Source organism: Bradyrhizobium sp. WSM2793 (assembly GCF_000379585.1).
In the GTDB taxonomy this organism is placed as follows: Bacteria; Pseudomonadota; Alphaproteobacteria; order Rhizobiales; family Xanthobacteraceae; genus Bradyrhizobium.
In genome coordinates this window covers 39676-58146 of sequence record NZ_KB902773.1, presented here as the reverse complement: position 1 = coordinate 58146, position 18471 = coordinate 39676, and the positions used below count along the sequence as shown (strand labels likewise).

Sequence of the window (18471 nt, the reverse complement as noted above, 5' to 3'; positions counted from 1 at the left end):
CGATCAACGTCATGCCGGACACAGGATACTCGCGCCGGACTCAAGTTTGGCAGGATCTCTGCGAGCGCGACGATTTCCTGAGGACGACATTTCCGAATTGCCTGCACGCAGAACAATTCCTTGCGGACCGTCGATCCCGCCCCGGCAAGATTGGTTGTCGTTGGCGGTATTGTGTTACGAGCGGGGTATTCTGCGGAATGCAGGCCGCTCGCGGACTTCAACCTGCGGTCGGAGGGTACGCGTGGGCGCCGCCTGCGCAACACCAGCGCCCCCCGACGGAATGGATTCCAGCAACGACCTCGTATAGGGCTGCCGTGGATTGTCGAAGATCTCGGCGACGGTCCCGTGCTCGACGATGCGGCCACGGTGCATGACCGAAACGGTGTGAGCGAGCTGGCGTACCAGCGCCAGGTCGTGCGAGACGAACACATAGGTCAGGCCGAGATTGGCCTGCAGCGTGAGCAGGACTTCGACGATGCCGGCCTGGACGGTGACGTCGAGTGCGGAGGTGGGTTCGTCGAGCACGATCACGTCGGGCCTGAGCACCAGCGATCGTGCAATGGCCACACGTTGGCGCTGGCCGCCTGACAGGGCCCCGGGCTTGCGGGACAAGAGGTGCTCGCCAAGCTCGACGTCGGCCAACGCTTCGCGCACCCGCTCGTCGCGCTCCTTGCGCGTTCCGATCTTGAAGCGGTCGAGTGGCTCGCGCACCAGCCGCTCGACCGTCCAGGTCGGATCCAGAGAAGTGAACGGGTTTTGGTAGACCAGCTGAAGGTGACGCCATGCCGAGCGCAGCGTCTCAGGCGAACGACCGGTGACCTGCTCGCCTGCGACCGAGATGGTCCCGCTGTCGGGTTGCTCGAGACCGAGCAGCAGCCGCACCGCCGTCGTCTTGCCCGAGCCGGATTCGCCGACCAGCGCGTGCGTGGTGCCGGCCGGAACGGTGAACGACAAATCGCTGGCGGCCGTCAGCGTCTTGCCATCGACGGTGAAGGTCTTCGTGACGGCGCTAACCTCGATCTTTGGTGCCGCAGTGTCGCCGGTCCCAACGGTTCGACGGCCGACGTCGCGCAGGGCGGCGTAGCGGTCTGGATTGAGGGCCGGAACGTCGGCGCGCAGCTTCCTGGCGTAGGCAGACGCCGGTGAGGAAAAGACGGAAGCGGTCCGGCCGGCTTCCTGAATGACGCCGTCCTTCAGCACCACCAGCGAGTTCGCCCGTTCGGCGGCGATCGCCAGATCGTGGGTGATGAGGAGCAGGCTGATCTTGTGGTCGTGCTGCAGCCGCGTGAGCAGGTCCAGGATGCGCTTCTGGATCGTCACGTCGAGCGCGGAGGTCGGCTCATCCGCCACCAGCAATGCCGGCCTTGGCAGGATCGCGAGGCCGATCAGCACGCGCTGGAGCATGCCGCCGGAGAGCTGGTGCGGATACGAGCCGTAGACACGCTGAGGGTTGTCGAGTCCGACCTCGGCGAACGTCTCCAGGATGAGCTGCTTGCGGATCGCCCTGTCGGGCTCGTCGAGAAGCGCGGCCGCCTCCTGTGCCTGGGCGCCGATCGTCCGTACCGGGTTGAGCGAATTGGCAGGGTCCTGCGGCACGAATCCGATGGCTCGCCCCCGCAGCGGCCGGAAGCCGCGCTCGGAAATCCCCAGCACCTCCTGGCCGTCGAACGCGACGCGGCCGGTGGCCCGTCCGCCGCTGGGAAGCAGCCGCAACACCGCGCGGGCGATCGTCGATTTGCCAGAGCCGGACTCCCCGATGAGAGCGAGGCTGTCGCCGCGACCGAGTTCAAACCCGACATCCGTCACGACCTCGTGCGGCCCGTAGGAGACCGAGAGGCCATCGACCCGGAGCAATGGCAGCGGGCGCAGCGGCACTGGCGCGGTGCGCTCGGCGCGCGTGAATGTGTCGGCGGTCAGTCTGTCTTGCGCAGCCATCGGCTGATCCTGTTCACGGAGAGGACGGTCGCGATCGTGACAAAGGCCGGCGCGTAGACCAGCCACGGCCATTTGAGGTAGTCCTTGCCGATCGAGATCAGCAGGCCCCAGTCGGAGGCAGGCGGAGGATCGCCGTAGCCGAGGAAGGCGAGGCTCGCGATCACCAGGATCGACAGGCCGAACTGCAGCACGGCGAGCGGCAGCACCGAGCGCGATGCGTTCGGCAGCACGTGCCGCAGCAGAATGTGCCAGCGCGAGCCGCCCATCAGGAACGCCGCCTCGACGAAAACCGCCTGCCGGGTCTTGATCACTTCCGAACGCATCACCCGCGCGAACACGGCCACCGCCGAGACGCCGGTGGCGATCGCGGCGTTGGTGGTATCAAAACCGATCGCGGTGACGACGATGACCGCCAGCAGGAAGTTCGGGATTGCCAGCAGCACGTCGACCAGGCGGGCGAGCACGATGTCCACCCAGCCGCCGAGAAAGCCCGCCAGGAGCCCTATGAGCCCGCCTGCTACGGCGGCAATGACGACGGCGATGAGCGCGCTCGTCACCGAGGACGCCGTGCCGTAGACGACGCGGGTATAGAGGTCGCGGCCGAGGTGGTCAGTGCCGAACCAGTGCGCGGCGTTCGGGCTGAGCAGCTTATCAGCGGGGACGCCGACGACAGGGCTATGATTCGTGAACAAGCCCGGCGCCAGCGACCATGCGATCACGAGCGCGATGACCACGAAAGAAAGGGCGACGGTCGGCGGCACCCGAAGCGCTGCCAGCCGGCCGATCGACGTGTCACGCGAAGCAGAGGAAAAGGAGGCGAGGGTCACGATGTCACCGCCGCGGATGTGGCAGTCGCGGCATCGTCGGCGGTGGTCGGGCGCACCCTGGGACCGCCGATCAGCTTCACGCGCGGGTCGAGCAGCGGATAGACCAGGTCGGCGATCAGGTTGACGAGCACGAACACGACTGCGGCGAGCGAGACGACCGCCTGCAGCACAGGCAGGTCCTGCGTGCTCACCGAACGCTGCACCAGGCTGCCGACGCCGGTGCGTCCGAACACCGTCTCGGTGATGAGCGAGCCGCCCAGCAGCTCGCCGATGGCGAGCGCGATGACGGTGACGACCGGCAGCGAAGAGGGCTTGAGCAAATGCCTGGCAAACAGGCGCGCTTGTCCCAGTCCACGGCTGCGCGCAACGGCGGCGTATTCCTGCTCGGATTCCTTGTCGAGGTTCGCGATCAGCACCTCGGTGATCCGCGCCGAGACGGGCACTCCGAGCGCGATCGCGGCGAAAAAGGTTGCCCAGAAGCTGTCAGGCGCAATCACGCGAAACAGTCCCAGCTGGAAACCGAAGATATGGATCAGCACCAGACCAATCACGAAATTTGGCACCGACAGGAACAATGACGGGAAACCGCGCAGCAAGCCCTGGCCGAAGCGCTTCGGAACGAACTGCGTGCCATAGGCAATCGTCAGCGCCAGCAGCAGCGCGATGGCGAACGCCGCGGATGCAAGGATCAACGTCGACGGGAGAACTTCAGCGATCAGGGTCGTCACCGGCCGGCTCGACCGCATCGACAAGCCGAGGTCGCCTGCCACGAAGTTGGACAAGGACGTCCAGAGCTGGACTGGAATCGGCTTGTCCAACCCCTGGGCGGCGATGATCTGCCTGATCTGGTCTTCACTGAACCCGTTCTGCGGGTCGCGTAGCACGTTGGTGACGGGATCGCCTGGCAAGATGCTGACGACGACGAAGGTTAAGACGTAGGCCAGCAGAATGACCACCGCGGCCTGAGCGAAACGCTTCGCGGCATAGGACAGATAGCCGCCGTTCATGCCGGTCTGCTCCTCATATTGCTCCGTTGCACGGCGCCTTACTCGCCGATCGTCGCCGTGTAATAACTGGCGTAGGCGATGCCGTTGTAGACCTCTCCCTTGAGCTTCGGAGACTGCACGTAGATCCGCTGCACGATCTGCGTGCGCGGGATGAAGTAGCCCTGCTCGAGAACGTAGGTCTGCAACTCGTCGAGCAGCGGATTGCGAATGGCGAGAGAAGCCGCACTGGCGATCTTGTCGCGCAGCTCGTTGAGCTTCTTGTCGCTATCCCCGAGATTGAACCAGTTCTCGCCGTTGTTCGCGTCGGTGAGAATACTGGCAACCGTGCCCGCGTCGATGAAGCTGCGCGTCACCTCGTAGGCTGGCACGGCCGCACCGCCGAACCGGACCTTCTCGCCGAATGTCACGACGTCGTAGGCCCGGATGGTGACCTTCCAACCCAGCTTTCCGAGTTGCTGGGCGATGAGCTCGTCGACCGACTTCGCCGTCGCGAGGTAGGGATTGGAGTGAAGCGTGAGGGACAGCTGTTTTCCGTCCTTGATGCGGATGCCATTGGTCCCTTTGGTCCAGCCCGCTTCGTCGAGAAGCTTCTCAGCCTTGGCGGGGTTGTAGGCCAGGAGGTCGCTGTGGTCGGTCGCGCCGGGCACGTTGCTCTGGATGAAAGACGTCGCCAGCTTCCAGTCGGGCGTATAGACGGTGTCGATGATCTCCTTCCGGTTGATGCCCGCCTGGAGCGCCTGGCGTACCTTTACGTCATTGTACGGCTCCAGCTTGGTGTTGATCGCGAGGCCGTTGACGAAGCCGAGATAGCGCGGCGTCGCGATCGTGAACCCGGCCTCCTTGAGAGACTTCAATTCCTGCGGGGAGGGGCTGTAGGCAACATCGGCCTGTCCCGACTGGACAGCTGCGACCCGCAGCGACGGCTCCGACACGAGCTTGTAGGTGATCGAATTGAGATAGCCTGGGCCGGTGTGGCCGACGGCGGCGGGACCCCAATTGTAGTCCTTGCGCTTGACCAGCTTGACGAAATCGCCCTCCTTCCAGGAGGCGACCACGTACGGTCCGCTGCCGGATGTCTTGGAGAGGTCGGCCTGCTGGGCTGCAGGCTGCGCGATCGTCTTTGGTGAGATGAGGATCGAACCGTGATAGCCGAGCGTCGGGATAAATCCGAGCGTCGGTGCCTTGAAAAAGACTTTCACTGTGGCCGCGTCGACCGCCTCGGCGCGGGCATAGGTCTTCGGAAACAGCCCGATCGGGTTGATGCCCTCGTTCTTGCGGCCGGCATACCAGATGTCGAGATTGGCGACGACGGCCGACGCATCGAGCGGCGTGCCATCGGAGAAGGTCACGCCCTTCTTGAGGTGGAGAGTGAACTGGGTGGCATCGTCATTCTGCTCCCAACGCTCGGCGATCCAGGGGCTGACCTTGCCGTCAGCATCGACATAGACGAGCTTGTCCGTCACATGGCCCCAGATGTGGCCCTGGAAGCTGGAGATCGCGCTGTTGTTCGGGATCCAGGTGCCGCCGAGCGAGTCGATGAGGAACGTGATGTTGCCGCCATCAGGTTGTTGAGCGCCGGCGCTTTGCGCCAACGAAACACCAGCCAGTGTCGTCAAGGCCACCGCGGCGGAGGTCGCGACCAGCAGGTGACGTCGGGAGAGCCGGAAGAAGGGGAAGCGAACAGTCATGGATTGCCCTTGATGATGATGTCGCGCATTTCGCAGCGATACTTCCTCACGATCAGCGTTTCGCCTAGCAGAAGCGAAACGAGCGGACCTGGCCATTCCAAAGTTTGCTTGGGACGAGCAACAAATGCCTCGGTGGAAGCGAGTGCGCGCGACAGCTATTTTGTCACCTCCGTCAGCGCGCGTTTGAACTCTACTTGGAGACGTTGCTCTGAACTTCGAGAAATCGCCTTACGCTTCACGGAATTGAAATGCCCTTCTGCAAACGCCTGGGAATGGAGAAACAGCTTCCATGCTGATAGACAATGTGTACACCGCCGGAAGTCACAAGGCGGTCCGCGCCATGTCATCGGGAAGGCTGGCAGGGCAAGGCCGCGACTAATTACGCAAAAAAAATGGTGCGGCCAACGGACGAAAGCTGTCGTCGGAGGGAACGGCGGCCTTCGCAACAACGTCTAGCCTTTTGCGGAGTTCACCTAGGCGGTCGTCGTCGCGCTTTGAAGGCGGACCGGATGGGCAATTATCGTCAGGCTGTCGGATGCTCGACCGGCACAAAAGGCTGCCGAAGCGCCGATCGCGGCTTCCTCCTTTCGCCTATTACCGGGTCACCGATGGGTAGGAGGAAACCTCGCCGTCATCCGCAAGATCTATCTCGCCAAGCATCGACAGTTTGGCCGCCAAGTCCGGTTGGATTTTTTGCTGTAGGCCATTGATCTGCAATGATCGGATTTTGACACGGTTCGAAGAATTCTCTCGAAAGATCAACGGCCGTAGCGTGTCTCTTAATCAGCGGGTCCCAGGTTCGAGCCCTGGTGCGCCCACCTTATTTGAGAGCTGGTCAAGAGCGGGATCGTCGCCTTCTCGATAACATTGTCGGAGGAGCACTGGTGGTGTCTCGCACAACCAGCCCCGTTGGTATGAGAGTCGACTTGAAAGGGGTATCCCTGTTGCTGATGTGCTGTAACAGCAATTGGACGGCCGCCTTGCCTACGCGGGCCCTGTAAGGCTAGGCGCCACAAAGTCGCTTCTGTTGTGCATATCGCTCAGCGCAACGTGGCGCTCTGCCTCTGCCAAGTGACGCCGGACGAGCCGCAGCTCCATGCGACCAATCTAATCTAGCTCCGGACGTACCGCTCGAACAGTTTGAACCCAAACGCCGGGCACGATCGTGAGCGCGCTAAAGTGGGCATCCGCGGCCGGCGACCACTCTGCGACTTGCATGTTCATCACGAGAAACAGCGCTGCATTGTGTCGGTGATTTTCCTCACTACGATTTTGCCCGCTGGTCTAACCGAGCGCTCTCCAAGCGGCCGTACATTGGCGGAATTTACGGGGTAAGTTATTGAAATGGTGGGCGCACAAGGGATCGAACCTTGGACCTCTCCCGTGTGAACCACAATCTGTAGACCGCGGCCAACCAAATTCCGCCATAGTAAAATTAGAAAAAGCGCTGCCGTATAAGGACAATTGGCCATATGCGACCATAGTTGGCCATGGTTGGGCATCCCATATCTTGTATGCCCCCGCTGTGCCCTTCGTGAACTTTCTCTGTGGGCACAACAGAGCCGGAACATGGAGCGAACGGGTTGTCGGCGGCGTGTAGCGGGGGCAAGGAGAGAGGGCAGGGACGATGGAAGCGAGCGACAAAGGCCTCAGCGCTGGAGTGACGACGAACTATTTGAGGCTCACTGACGCGGCGATCCGCGCGGCCGCGCTGCCATCGGGCAAGTCCCAGCACTATCTGCACGACACCGAGCAACCTGGGTTGGCGATCAGGATGCGCGCGACTGGCGGCCGGACTTGGGTCTACCTGTTCACCAAGCCTGGGGCGAGGGGCACGCAACGCAAGACGCTGGGTGCCTGGCCCAAGTTTAACGAGAAGGCCGCGCGCCAGGCCGCCACCATTGCCGCCGCCGAGGTGGTCAAGGGGGGCGATCCGAACGACGCCAAGCGCGAGGCCAAGCGGCAACAACTGGCCGAGAGAGAGCGTATCACGCTGGCGAACCTGATCATTGAGGACGGCCCCTACGAAACGTCATTGACTGGACGCCAAGTCGTCAACTGGAAGCCCGCGATGTCGGCGCTCAGGCGCGGTCTCAAGGTTCATGTCGATCTAGCCATCGGCGAACTGACGCGGCGGCAAATCATGGCGGCGGTGGATAAGATCGCCAAAGCCGGCAAGCGCGGCGCAGCCAATGACTTACGCAAGCACGCCCACACATTCCTCGAATGGTGTGTCGGCGAAGGTTACGTCGAGCACAACGTACTCGCCGGCTATCGCGCGCCCAAGGAAACCCGGGCGCAGCGGGTCGGGCGTCGCACAAAGGGGCGGGCGCTGACCGACGCGCATGTGCCTGCTCAGCGGCCCGCGCCGCAGCGAGCCAACCATAATCGAGTGGCAAAAGCACATCATGGATGACCGCGTCACCTTCGATGCGGCATGGACCAAGATGGGCCTGCATCACGATGTGCCGCGCACCCACCTCGTTGACGAGGTGCTCGCCGCCGCGAAATACTTCCAGCGGGCAACGTCCGACTATGTCTTCCCGTCACCGAAGACTGGCGGCCAGATGTCGGGTTTCACGAAGATGGTCAGCCGTCTGGTGAAGGAAGCAGGTGTCGCCAGATTCACCATGCATGATTTGAGGCGCAGCCTGCGCACCATCATGTCACGCTGCGGCTACGACAACGAAATCCAGCGGCTGTGTGTCGGCCAAAAGCCGCGTGGGATCGACCAAGTCTACAATCACGACGAACAGTGGATCATCCGGAAGATGGCGTTCGAGGCGGCTCACGACTACATCGCGCAGTTGGTCGGCGCGAAACGGGTCGGCAAGGTCGTGCGCCTGCAGCGGACCAATCCGCTCGACTCCATCAAGGCCGAGCTGCTCGGTCGTCTCCGCGAGCACTATGCGGTTGAGGGCGCTTAGTAGTCTTGTCGCACCCAGCCAGATAGTCGCGCACCGCATCGACACGATAGAGCGGGCGCCCATCGACGTAGCGCCATCTCAGCGGGTGATTCGGATGGCGCCGCCACTGCTCCAGCGCTCCGGGCGTGCGCCGGACGACCGCAGCCACCTCCAATGCCGTCAAATTCGAGCTGCCTGGCAGTGTTTCGATATCGAACGTCGCGGGCGGCGGCATGCCACGGTTCTTGCGACGACGCTTCACATCACGCGACATTTTCCTATTATCTGGCAACCTAAATACATCGATCCGAGTCATTTCGTCCTTGCCGCCCACGTCTTCGCCTGAACCATGATAGGTCCGAGGCAATAAGATAGTGGGCGTCCTTAGCAAGAAAGGAATCCAGAGCGCAGGTATGGCTGCTGGGTAGCCATAGCGTACAAATAGGACGAATGCCGCGGAAACAGGTCCGCCAAGTTCGTTACGTCCTCATCGCAAAATAAGGCTACTGCGGCGAGCAAAAAGCGCAACCGATCGAAACGATCCGGAGGAATAGCCATTGCTGATATGCAAACCATAGACTTGGTGAGCACGATAGAAGAGCGATCAGCCCCAATTCAGGAATTAACCGTCAGGGAAAGTGCCAGTTGTACGTACTGGACGGCGGCGCTACTTAATCCTCCGCCAGATTGCCTGGCTGGAGACCCGCTAAGGAGTAGGTCCCGCACGCGTTATCGGCGGGACCACTTCTTCAGAATTGTGGCAGACGTGGTCCAATTTGCGCGCCGCGTCCGAGCCAATACAGGCCAGCAGCTCGTTTTTTGGGTGGCCCGACGTTTTGCTCACAAATGCTATCCATGGTCCGCGCTGGTCAAAGTATGCGCGCGATCGCTTGAATGCCTTTCATTCCGGTCCCGAACCGCGCAATGGCTTCCTTGTTCTTCTCCAACTCGCCATAAGGCACGAAGCGCACTTGTAGATCCGCCACGCGACTGAATGCAGGTCGACGAAGTTGCGCCCGAACCTCCTCCTCGCGTGAATCGGGAGCTACCAAGAACAAGCCCCCAGTCGCATGAAGGTCGCTGCTCAGGGCGAGGTCGAGCATGCGAACGATCCCGGAATAGATCGATGTCGTGTGCTCAACTTCGAAAGCGGCGGTGACACGGGTGCCCTCCGGGTCGATCCAAAGGATATCGATGAGACGTATCGAATCCACCCCCGACAAGCCTTCGATCGACGGTGGAAGGCAATCCAAACATCCGGCGGACAGCGTGCTACCATTATAGGTGCGCCCTCGATCATTTGCCGCAACCCACACCTTGTAGCCGAGGGCCAGCCCCAAATCCCGCAGCCACGCCTGAATTTCGGTATGCGTTCGATCGCTGTCCTGTGCAGCGGCGCTCAGTCCCTCCAGCTTCTTGGCTGTTTCCCGCGCCTTCGACAGCTCTCCTAGCCAAGCGTCACGCGCGCCATCTCCCTCACTGGCTGGAGGCGCGGAGTAGCGTTCCATACCTACATCGAAGAGAAGACCCGCGATCGCGCCAAGATCATTCGACAACAGATCCCGGTACGTCAGATTTAGGCGCAGTATGCCCGCTCGCATCGCCAGATACTGATCCCAGCGGCCGAGCTTCACTTTCGATCCGGTCACCGCGTTAAAGCCATTGACGATAGCCGTGTTGAACGGCGGCATTAGCGTTGGATGCAGGAAGTAGAGCAGATTGGCGACCGCCGGTCCAAGCCCCTTTATTTTGAGCCTGTCGATCGTTTCGATCCCGTCGATCAGCTCCTGTTCGGTGCTGCAGCACGTGCAACGATGAAGGAGCCGACCGAATGCGCGCTGGTTCTCGGCATTTTCGTAGATGTCGGGAATACGCAGCTTTGGCTTCCAAAGGAAGGCGTGGTCGGCGCCCTTGAAGATCTGTCGCTGCTCGGCGATGGAGCCCACAATTGTCTCCAGGGATGAGCCCTTGTAGACGTTGCCGAACGTCCCTGCGTCGATCTCCTCGACGACCTGAGCGATACCACGGCGGATAGATCTAAAATTCTTGAGCCGCTCGTCCCACAGAAACCAGGTCCGATAGGTCGATCCTGGATCGTCACGCCATCGTTGGATCAGCACGCGCAGCAGGTCAGTCACCTCAGCCCCCCCGGTCCGTCTTGCATAGCCTCCTATCCGAATTCCCGCCCAAGTCAATCGAGCCTCTCTTGAGCCGGTCGACTGAATCGGCCGGCAATTGATCTCGCTCAATATACGTGGGTGTAAAATGACCATTTTCATCATGGTCGACCTTACACGCGAGGGCAGGAAATGACTTGCCGAGAAAATCCAATTGGCAGCAAGCCAGATACTACGACGCAGAACGCTTCGAACCTTAAGTTGGAGCAGGCCAATCGCGCCCATCGCCGTCTTAACGATATGCTGGAAGATGACGAGGTAGGGGAGGCTCTAAAGTCCCTCCACGAATTGGCGGATCTCCGCCCGAAAGCCGAATGATTTTCAGGCGCGTCATTTTGCGGCCGGCGCTGCGTATCTAGGATCGACGCTGCCGGTACTTCGCTCGGCCTCATACACGACGCCGATCGTCCGCAGGATGCTAGCCGAATTGACGCTCATCGAGTCGATCCAGAGACGGGTCAGAAACCGCGCGATCTCCGGATAGTTCGCAGGCACTTCTCCGCAAATCCCAATATGACGTCGATTCCGTTTCGCGCCGGCGACGGCGAGCTTCAGTATGTCCAGCATGCTGGGATCGCGCTCGTCGAAGTCGAACACGACGATATCGGAATCGCCGAGAGTGATCTGGTCAGGTCGTTCGAGCCGATCGAGTAGAGCGGCAGCTGTTGCGCTCACAAGCGGACCCGGAGCGTAGAACCAGGGCGGGTGCGAAGCACCCTTCCAGCACCGACACGCATTGCAATCGGAATACGAGTAGGGTTTGGCTAGTGTACCATACCCCGTCCGGCTTCCTCACAAGCATCCATGCACCGCCGGCATGCTTCGGCGCAAATCCGACAGTGTTCGTGCATCTTGGAGTGCTTCTCGCATTCGTCGGCGCACAGCCGGCAGGCCGCAGCGCAAGCATCCAGCATCCGGCGGATCATCTCCTCGTCCGAGCCAGTCCGGCGGGTGGATATCCTGCCGGTGATGTTGCAGATGTCGGCGCAGTCCAAGTTTAGTCGGATGCACTGGGTGAGCGATTTTACATTCTTCTCCGCAAGGCAAGCATCCGCACATGACGTGCAGGTCTGCGCGTAGGAGTAGCACTCCTCTATGCAACGGATGAGCGTATCATTGGTCTGTCCACGCACATGAGGATGCGTGCTGATCATTTCTTGCGCATGCATGGAAATCTCCATCGTTCCGAGCGCTCCCCGCTCCACTCTTCCAATCCACGGTTGAAGGAATGGTTTCTTCGATCGACGCAAGTGCCGGGCGGGCCGGAGGGATGGTTCCCAGCAACTATGCTTCGAGATCAGCGGTCTTCCAGCGATCGGCACAAGCAGGCCCCTGGTAGGATTGAAGTTCATTCAGATGACTTTGGGTCGGTTAGGTCCCGCGGGCATTTTGATCCCTGTCAACTCTGCGTCTCCCGCAAAGTGCAGTCTGCCTGCATGAGCTTCGATGACCGGGAGATGGTCATGTCAAAGTTGCGTCTAAACGCTCTTGTCGCCTCAGCATGGGTGGTGGTCTCTCCAGCGGCAGCGAAGAGCGATCGAGCGACGTTGTCATTCGCGACACCGGAGGCGCACATCATTGCCCTTCCGACTGCTGAACCAGACTCGACCTCAGGAAGCGCGGAATGGTCCAGGACCTGCACGTATCAGGGCGGCCCGAAATCTGGGAATTGGGCCTGCCGATAGCCGGCCGAGCCAGACGAGGCTTCCGGTACTAATCCGCCAACAGTCCGGCTTCCGGTTTTGCCGGAATCGGAGATGGGCCTGTCGAGGAGAGGATAGGAGCGAGGTCTCATCCCGCCGACAGATTCGCATGACGAATTCCAGAGCCGCTCGCATTCAAGACTTCTCGGCCCCGGATCCCAGGAAAGGGCTCGGCTGCTTGACGTGGATCAATCGGCCGTCCGTCCCCGGACAATAGATTTCAGGCTAGGTTAAGTGGGACGAAGCCTGTGTTGTGGACGGGGGCATCCGCTGTTGTGCGCGAGAATGTATTGTCGTCTAGTGAAGGTTCCCCTTATGCGAATTCATCGGGACCATATTCCATGCGTTGTGGAGCGCTCCGACCGACCTGCAACCGCACGCGGGCGCCAGCCCTGTCTCTGGGGCTGACCTTGGCGGGCCTACTTGCCCTTGGTGGCTGCACCCTAGCGCCGCCGGGGACGATCGAAGAGCAGGCCAAGGTTGAAAAGCTCTCGACCATGTTCGAGCCTCCGTTGGAGCCGGATCAGTTGCCGCGCTTGCCTGCACGAGCGGATTGGCGCTCCGTCTTGCACCGGGCCTTTCTTGCCAACGGAGAGCTTCGATCCGCGTACTTCGAGTGGAAGGCCGCACTGGCCCGCATCGATCAGGCCGCGACTTGGCCGAACAGCAACGTAGCCCTCAGCTTCAGCTACATGTTCTCGCCCGAGCAAATGAAGGCGTGGGATCGGACCACGATCGGTCTCGGGTTCGATCCGTCCATGAACCTGTCGCTGCCCATCAAGGTGCAGACGGCAGGGCTCGTGGCGCTGGATGCGGCTAGGCAGGCCGGCGAAAAGTTTCGCGCCGTCAAGTTCGATCTCCAGCGGAAAGCACTGTCCATGTATCTGGATCTGGCGCTGACCGAGGAGAAGATTCGCATCGATCGCCAGAACCTCGCTCTCCTCAAGCTCGTGAGCGAATCGGCGTCGAGCCGGGCACAGGCCGGTGGTCCGCTGCAGGATCTGCTGAAGGCCCAAATCGAAACCCAGATGGCCGAGAACGAGCTGGCCAGCATGGAGGCGGAGGCGAAGTCGATGCGCGGACAGCTCAACGGAATGCTGGCCCGCGATGCGAGAGCGCCGTTGGGCCTTCCACCGAGTTTGCTACCGCCGCGGCCCATTGGGGCTACTGACGCACAACTCATCGCGGCGGCAGTGGATCAGAATCCGGAACTGGCTGGCCTTGCCCGGCAAGTGGAGGGACGAAGGGACGCGCTCGAGCTGGCGAAACTGGCTTATTTCCCCGACATCATTCCCTCCGCGAGCGTGACAGGCACGCTTTCGCAGACGATCGGAGCGATGGTGATGCTCCCGACGCGGCTGCCTGCCATACGCGGCGCTATCGATGAGGCGGATGCAATGGCCAAGTCGACCGAGGCCATGCTGCAGCAGACCCGGAGCGATCGCGCGGCGAGCTTTGTGGCCAACCTGTACATCTTGCGCAATGCGGACCGGCAATCGGCGTTGTACCGCCAGCGCATTGTTCCGGCGGCCGAGCAACTCGTCAACAGCTCGCGAAGCGAATACGCGGCCGGGTCGATCGGATTCGCCGAGCTGATCGACAGTCTTCGGACATTGATCGCGACCCGCCGGGCGGTCGCCCAGATCAGGATTGAGCGGGAGAAACGGCTGGCCGAAATCGAAGCGCTTGCGGGTCGGGACATCGAGACGATCGGCCGGATGGCGAAGTCAGATTGCGATGGCGGGAGATCCTCATGTCCATGAAGCGGATCGGCACTCGGGTCGGGTCAGCGCTGGCCGCGCTGTTGGCCGTTGGCGTGATTCAGGGCGTTCATGCGGAGGACGCCATGCCCGGTATGAAGATGCCAAGCGCGCCGGCTGCCGTTGCGAAAGGCGACCTGCCTGGCTTTGCCGAAATCAGCGTCACCGGAGAGGTGCAACAACGGATCGGAGTGACCACCGGCAAGGCGGAAGAAACACCACTCGCCATGAACATTCGCGCCGTGGGGATCATTCGACCCGACGAGACCAAGGTGGCTCACATTCACCTCAAGACCGAAGGATGGGTCGAAAAGCTCTTCGTTGCCTTCACGGGGCAGAAGCTCAACGCCGGCGATCCGATGCTGTCGATCTACAGCCCGGCGTTTTATGCGGCGCAGCGCGAATTTCTCACGGCATTGCGGTCGGCACGGTCCAATCCTGACCAACAGATGGTCGCGGAGACGGCGCGCCAGCGTCTCGAGCTCTGGGACGTGCCGCAGGACGCGATCGAAGCGCTGGAGAAGACGGGCAAGCCTGCCCGGTCGCTGATCATGCGGACGCCGATTTCCGGGACCGTACTGGAGAAGAAGACGTTCGAGGGCCAGTACGCGATGCCGCAGGCCGAATTGTACGTGGTCGCCGATCTCTCGACGGTCTGGATGCAGGCCAAGATTTTTGAATATGAGCTGCCGCACGTCGTTGTGGGCATGCCCGTGACGGTCTCATTTCCGTCCCTGCCCATGCAGAAGTTTATCGGCAAGGTCGTATTCGTCGATCCCGTCGTCGATGAAATGTCGCGATCGGTCCAGGTGCGTGTCGAGTTGCCCAATCCCAAGGGCGAGTTCAGGCCCGGCATGTTTGGCCAGATCATGCTGACGCATGGGATGGGAAGCGGTTTGACTGTTCCGACGTCCGCCGTCATTCGGACCGGTGGGCGCGACATCGCTTTTCGCGTGACCTCTCCAGGTCGCTTCGTTCCCGTGCAGGTCAAGATCAGCCCGCTGCAATTCGAGGATCGATTCCAGGTTCTTGAAGGCCTGAAGGCTGGCGACGAAGTCGTCACCTCGGCCAATTTCCTCATCGACTCCGAAAGCCGTCTGGAAGCGGGCGGCGGGAGCATGGTGGGCATGCCCGGCATGGATGGCGGCGGGAGTGGGCCTGCTGCGAAGCCGGAGCCCGCAAAGAAAGGTGAGGAAGGAACTCACGAGCATTCCAAGACCAAGCATTGAGAGCTTCGCTGAAAGCCGAGAAGAGCCCATGATCGCCCGCGTCATCGAATTCAGCGCACGTAACCCGTTCCTCATGTTGCTGATGATTGTTGCAATCGTCGGCAGCGGGTTATGGGCTGTCTTCAAGACGCCGCTGGATGCGCTGCCTGATCTTTCCGACGTGCAGGTGATCGTCTCGACGGACTGGGAGGACCGCAGTCCCAACATCATAGAAGATCAAATCACCTACCCGATCGTGACCCAGCTCCTGTCCGCTTCGAAGGTGAAGGCGGTTCGAGCCAGCAGCTTCTACGGCTCGTCTCTGATCTACGTGATCTTCGAGGATGGTACGGATCTGTATTGGGCCCGCAGCCGCGTGCTCGAGTACCTGAGCGGAATGGCAGGCAAGCTGCCGCAAGGTGTCTCGCCGAAACTGGGACCCGATGCGACCGGCGTCGGATGGGCGCTTGAATATGCGTTGATCGACAAAACCGGCAAACACTCGCTGGCCGAACTTCGAAGCCTCCAGGACTGGCAGGTGCAATATCAGATCCGGGCCGTCCCGGGCGTTGCAGAAGTCGCCCCTGTCGGAGGCTTCGTCAAGCAGTACCAGGTCACGATCGATCCGGACAAGCTGCTGGCCTACAAGATCCCGATCAACAAGGTGGTCGAGCAAATTCGCCGCGGCAACCAGGAGGTCGGCGGACGGGTCCTCGAGTTCACCGGCACCGAATATATGGTGCGGGGCAGGGGCTATATCCTCGGACCGGCCGACATCGAGACCGTCGCCGTAGGCGCGCAGCCCGATGGCACGCCCATTCTGGTGCGGGATGTCGGAGCGGTCCAGATCGGTCCTGATATCCGTCGGGGGGTAGTGGACTTCAATGGGATGGGCGACGCGGCCGGGGGCATCGTGGTCGTCCGCTTCGGCGAGAGCGTCTATGACGTCCTGAACCGCGTCAAAGAGGTGATCAAGGAGCAGGTACAGCCTTTGCTCCCCGAGGGAGTGGAGCTGGTCATGGTCTATGATCGCTCCACGCTGATTGCGCACTCGGTGGAGACGCTTCGCGAGAAGCTCATCGAGGAAAGCATTATCGTTAGCCTGGTCTGCCTCCTGTTCCTGTTCCATGCCCGCAGCGCGCTCGTCGCCATCATCACGCTTCCGCTAGCGGTGCTGATGGCGATCGTTGCGATGCAGTGGATCGGGCTCACCAGCAACATCATGAGCCTGGGCGGCATCGCCATCGCCATCGGCGCGATGGTCGATGCGGCGATCGTCATGATCGAGAATGCGCACAAGCACATCGAGCATGAACAGTCGAAACCTCCCGACCAGCAGCGGCCCCGGCTAGAGGTCATGATCGAGGCAGGCAAGGAGGTCGGGCCTTCGCTGTTCTTCTCCCTCCTGATCATCACCGTCAGCTTTCTGCCCGTGTTTGCCCTTCAGGACCAGGAGGGCAGGCTATTCAAGCCGCTCGCCTACACCAAATCCTTCAGCATGTTCTTCGCGGCGATCCTGTCGATCACCGTCACGCCTTTCCTCATGATGCTGCTGATCCGAGGCAGGATTCCTGCCGAGGAGCGCAATCCGATCAACCGTTTTCTGATCTGGATTTACCAACCAGTTGCCAAGCTGGCGTTGAAGCTGCGCTATTTGATGGTCGTGATCGCCCTCCTGGCGATCGGCTCGATCGCGCCGATCTATCTCAGTCTTGGCAGCGAATTCATGCCGCCGCTCTGGGAGGAGACGATCCTCTTCATGCCCGCGACATTGCCGGGCTCCTCCATCCAGACGATGAAGGACACGATCCAGAAGCAGGACCAGATCCTGATGACGTTCCCGGAAGTCGCGAGTGTCTTCGCCAAGGCCGGGCGAGCCGAAAGCGCAACCGATCCCGCACCGCTGGAGATGGTCGAAACGCTGATCGACCTCAAGCCCGTGGACCAATGGCGCAAGGACATGACCCCCGATAAATTGATCGGGGAAATGAACCAGGCGCTGAACGCCAAGATGACCGGCTTCTCCAACAGCTGGACTATGCCAATCAAGGCGCGCATTGACATGCTGTCCACCGGCATCAGGACGCCTGTGGGCGTGAAGGTATTCGGGCCGGACCTCGTAGAAATCGGACGGATCCTCTCGGACGTGGAAGCGGCCGTCGGTCCCGTTCCGGGGACGCGAAGCGCCTTCGCCGAACGCGTGAACGAAGGCTATTATTTGGATTTCGAGATCAATCGCGAAGCGATTGCCCGTTACGGACTGTCAGTGATGGACGTGCAAGAGGTCATCATGACGGCAGTGGGTGGCGCGAATGTCACCCAGACGATCGAGGGGCGCGAACGCTATCCGGTGAACGTCCGCTATGGACGCGAACTGCGGGACGATCCCGGTAAATTGCAGCGCATTTTGGTCGCAACAATGGGCGGCGTTCAGGTGCCGCTCGGCGAATTGGCGGCGATACGTTTCGTCGATGGCCCTACCTTGATCAAGAGCGAAGCCGCTCGCCTGGTCGGCTACGTCTATGTTGACGTGGTGGGGCGGGATATCGGCAGCTACATGCAGGATGCCCGCAAGGCCGTTCAGGAGCAGGTGAAGTTGCCTACGGGCTACAGGCTGGAATGGAGCGGTTCGTACGAGGGAATGCAGCGGGCCGGAAAGCGCCTGACCTATGTCATCCCCATTACGCTCGCGCTCATCGCCGTCCTGCTCTATCTCAACGCACGGTCGATGACCAAGGTGGCGATCGTGCTGATGGCGGTGCCGTTCTCTCTGGTCGGCGCATTTCTTCTGCTTTGGTTGCTGGGCTATCACCTCAGCGTGGCCGTATGGGTAGGCATCATTGCGCTGGCGGGTGTCGACGCCGAAACCGGGATGGTCATGCTGCTATATCTGGATGTTGCGTATGATCGCTGGAAGCGCGAAGGGCGGATGAACACGATCAGGGAGCTCGAGGGCGCAATCATGGAAGGCGCCGTCCAGCGCGTGCGGCCCAAGATGATGACGGTGCTTGCGATCTTGATGGGCCTGTTGCCGATCATGTGGTCGAGCGGCGCCGGCTCCGACGTCATGAAGCGCATCGCGGCCCCGATGGTCGGCGGCATCGTCACCAGCTTCATCTTGGAACTACTGATCTATCCGGCCATTTACGTCCTCTGGAAATGGTGGAGCGAGGTTCGATACGCGGAAGCCGTCAAGAAAGCAGCGGAAGCCCGACCTATCAGCTCCTAGACCCTCTGCTTTTACGACCCGAAGCTTGATC

9 protein-coding genes and 2 pseudogenes are annotated in these 18471 nt (G+C 61.2%); 4 read left to right on the top strand and 7 right to left on the bottom strand.

Annotated features, from left to right (window positions below; genetic code table 11):
• Positions 1-174: 174 nt before the first annotated feature.
• From A3AS_RS0108440 to A3AS_RS0108425, 4 genes are read right to left on the bottom strand one after another with little or no spacing between them, the layout of a single operon-like run.
• A complete protein-coding gene (locus A3AS_RS0108440) occupies positions 175-1935 on the bottom strand; it encodes an ABC transporter ATP-binding protein (RefSeq protein ID WP_018317160.1) in 1761 nt (586 codons plus the stop codon).
• A complete protein-coding gene (locus A3AS_RS0108435) occupies positions 1914-2762 on the bottom strand; it encodes an ABC transporter permease (protein WP_018317159.1) in 849 nt (282 codons plus the stop codon). The genes A3AS_RS0108440 and A3AS_RS0108435 overlap by 22 nt, the downstream gene beginning before the upstream one ends.
• Positions 2759-3769 (bottom strand): ABC transporter permease, encoded by a 1011-nt coding sequence (locus A3AS_RS0108430; protein WP_018317158.1) that lies wholly within the window; start codon positions 3767-3769, stop codon positions 2759-2761. The genes A3AS_RS0108435 and A3AS_RS0108430 overlap by 4 nt, the downstream gene beginning before the upstream one ends.
• A 38-nt stretch (positions 3770-3807) precedes the next feature.
• The gene (locus A3AS_RS0108425) at positions 3808-5457 is read right to left on the bottom strand and encodes an ABC transporter substrate-binding protein (protein ID WP_018317157.1); all 1650 of its coding nucleotides are present in this window, start codon (positions 5455-5457) and stop codon (positions 3808-3810) included.
• Between the two features lie 1627 nt (positions 5458-7084).
• On the opposite strand from A3AS_RS0108425, the pseudogene A3AS_RS49970 reads away from it, so the two are divergent.
• Positions 7085-8384 (top strand): annotated as a pseudogene (locus A3AS_RS49970) (tyrosine-type recombinase/integrase).
• Positions 8385-9232: 848 nt separating this feature from the next.
• Here A3AS_RS49970 and A3AS_RS0108405 read toward each other — a convergent pair.
• The 3 genes and pseudogenes from A3AS_RS0108405 to A3AS_RS48915 all read right to left on the bottom strand — a co-directional run bounded on the left by A3AS_RS0108405 (position 9233) and on the right by A3AS_RS48915 (position 11721).
• A complete protein-coding gene (locus A3AS_RS0108405) occupies positions 9233-10645 on the bottom strand; it encodes a hypothetical protein (RefSeq protein WP_018317153.1) in 1413 nt (470 codons plus the stop codon).
• Between the two features lie 225 nt (positions 10646-10870).
• A pseudogene (locus tag A3AS_RS44870) lies at positions 10871-11193 on the bottom strand (putative PEP-binding protein); the annotation flags it as partial.
• 111 nt (positions 11194-11304) lie between these two features.
• The gene (locus A3AS_RS48915; protein ID WP_018317150.1) at positions 11305-11721 is read right to left on the bottom strand and encodes a four-helix bundle copper-binding protein; all 417 of its coding nucleotides are present in this window, start codon (positions 11719-11721) and stop codon (positions 11305-11307) included.
• A gap of 932 nt (positions 11722-12653) precedes the next feature.
• Here A3AS_RS48915 and A3AS_RS0108380 point away from each other — a divergent pair.
• From A3AS_RS0108380 to A3AS_RS0108370, 3 genes are read left to right on the top strand one after another with little or no spacing between them, the layout of a single operon-like run.
• Positions 12654-14006, top strand: a complete 1353-nt coding sequence (locus A3AS_RS0108380) for a TolC family protein (protein ID WP_245283163.1) — start codon at positions 12654-12656, stop codon at positions 14004-14006.
• On the top strand, positions 13997-15232 hold the full coding sequence (locus tag A3AS_RS0108375) for an efflux RND transporter periplasmic adaptor subunit (protein ID WP_157644234.1): 1236 nt from the start codon (positions 13997-13999) through the stop codon (positions 15230-15232). Before A3AS_RS0108380 ends, A3AS_RS0108375 begins: the two co-directional genes overlap by 10 nt.
• A 28-nt stretch (positions 15233-15260) precedes the next feature.
• On the top strand, positions 15261-18440 hold the full coding sequence (locus A3AS_RS0108370; RefSeq protein WP_018317146.1) for an efflux RND transporter permease subunit: 3180 nt from the start codon (positions 15261-15263) through the stop codon (positions 18438-18440).
• Positions 18441-18471 lie beyond the last annotated feature (31 nt).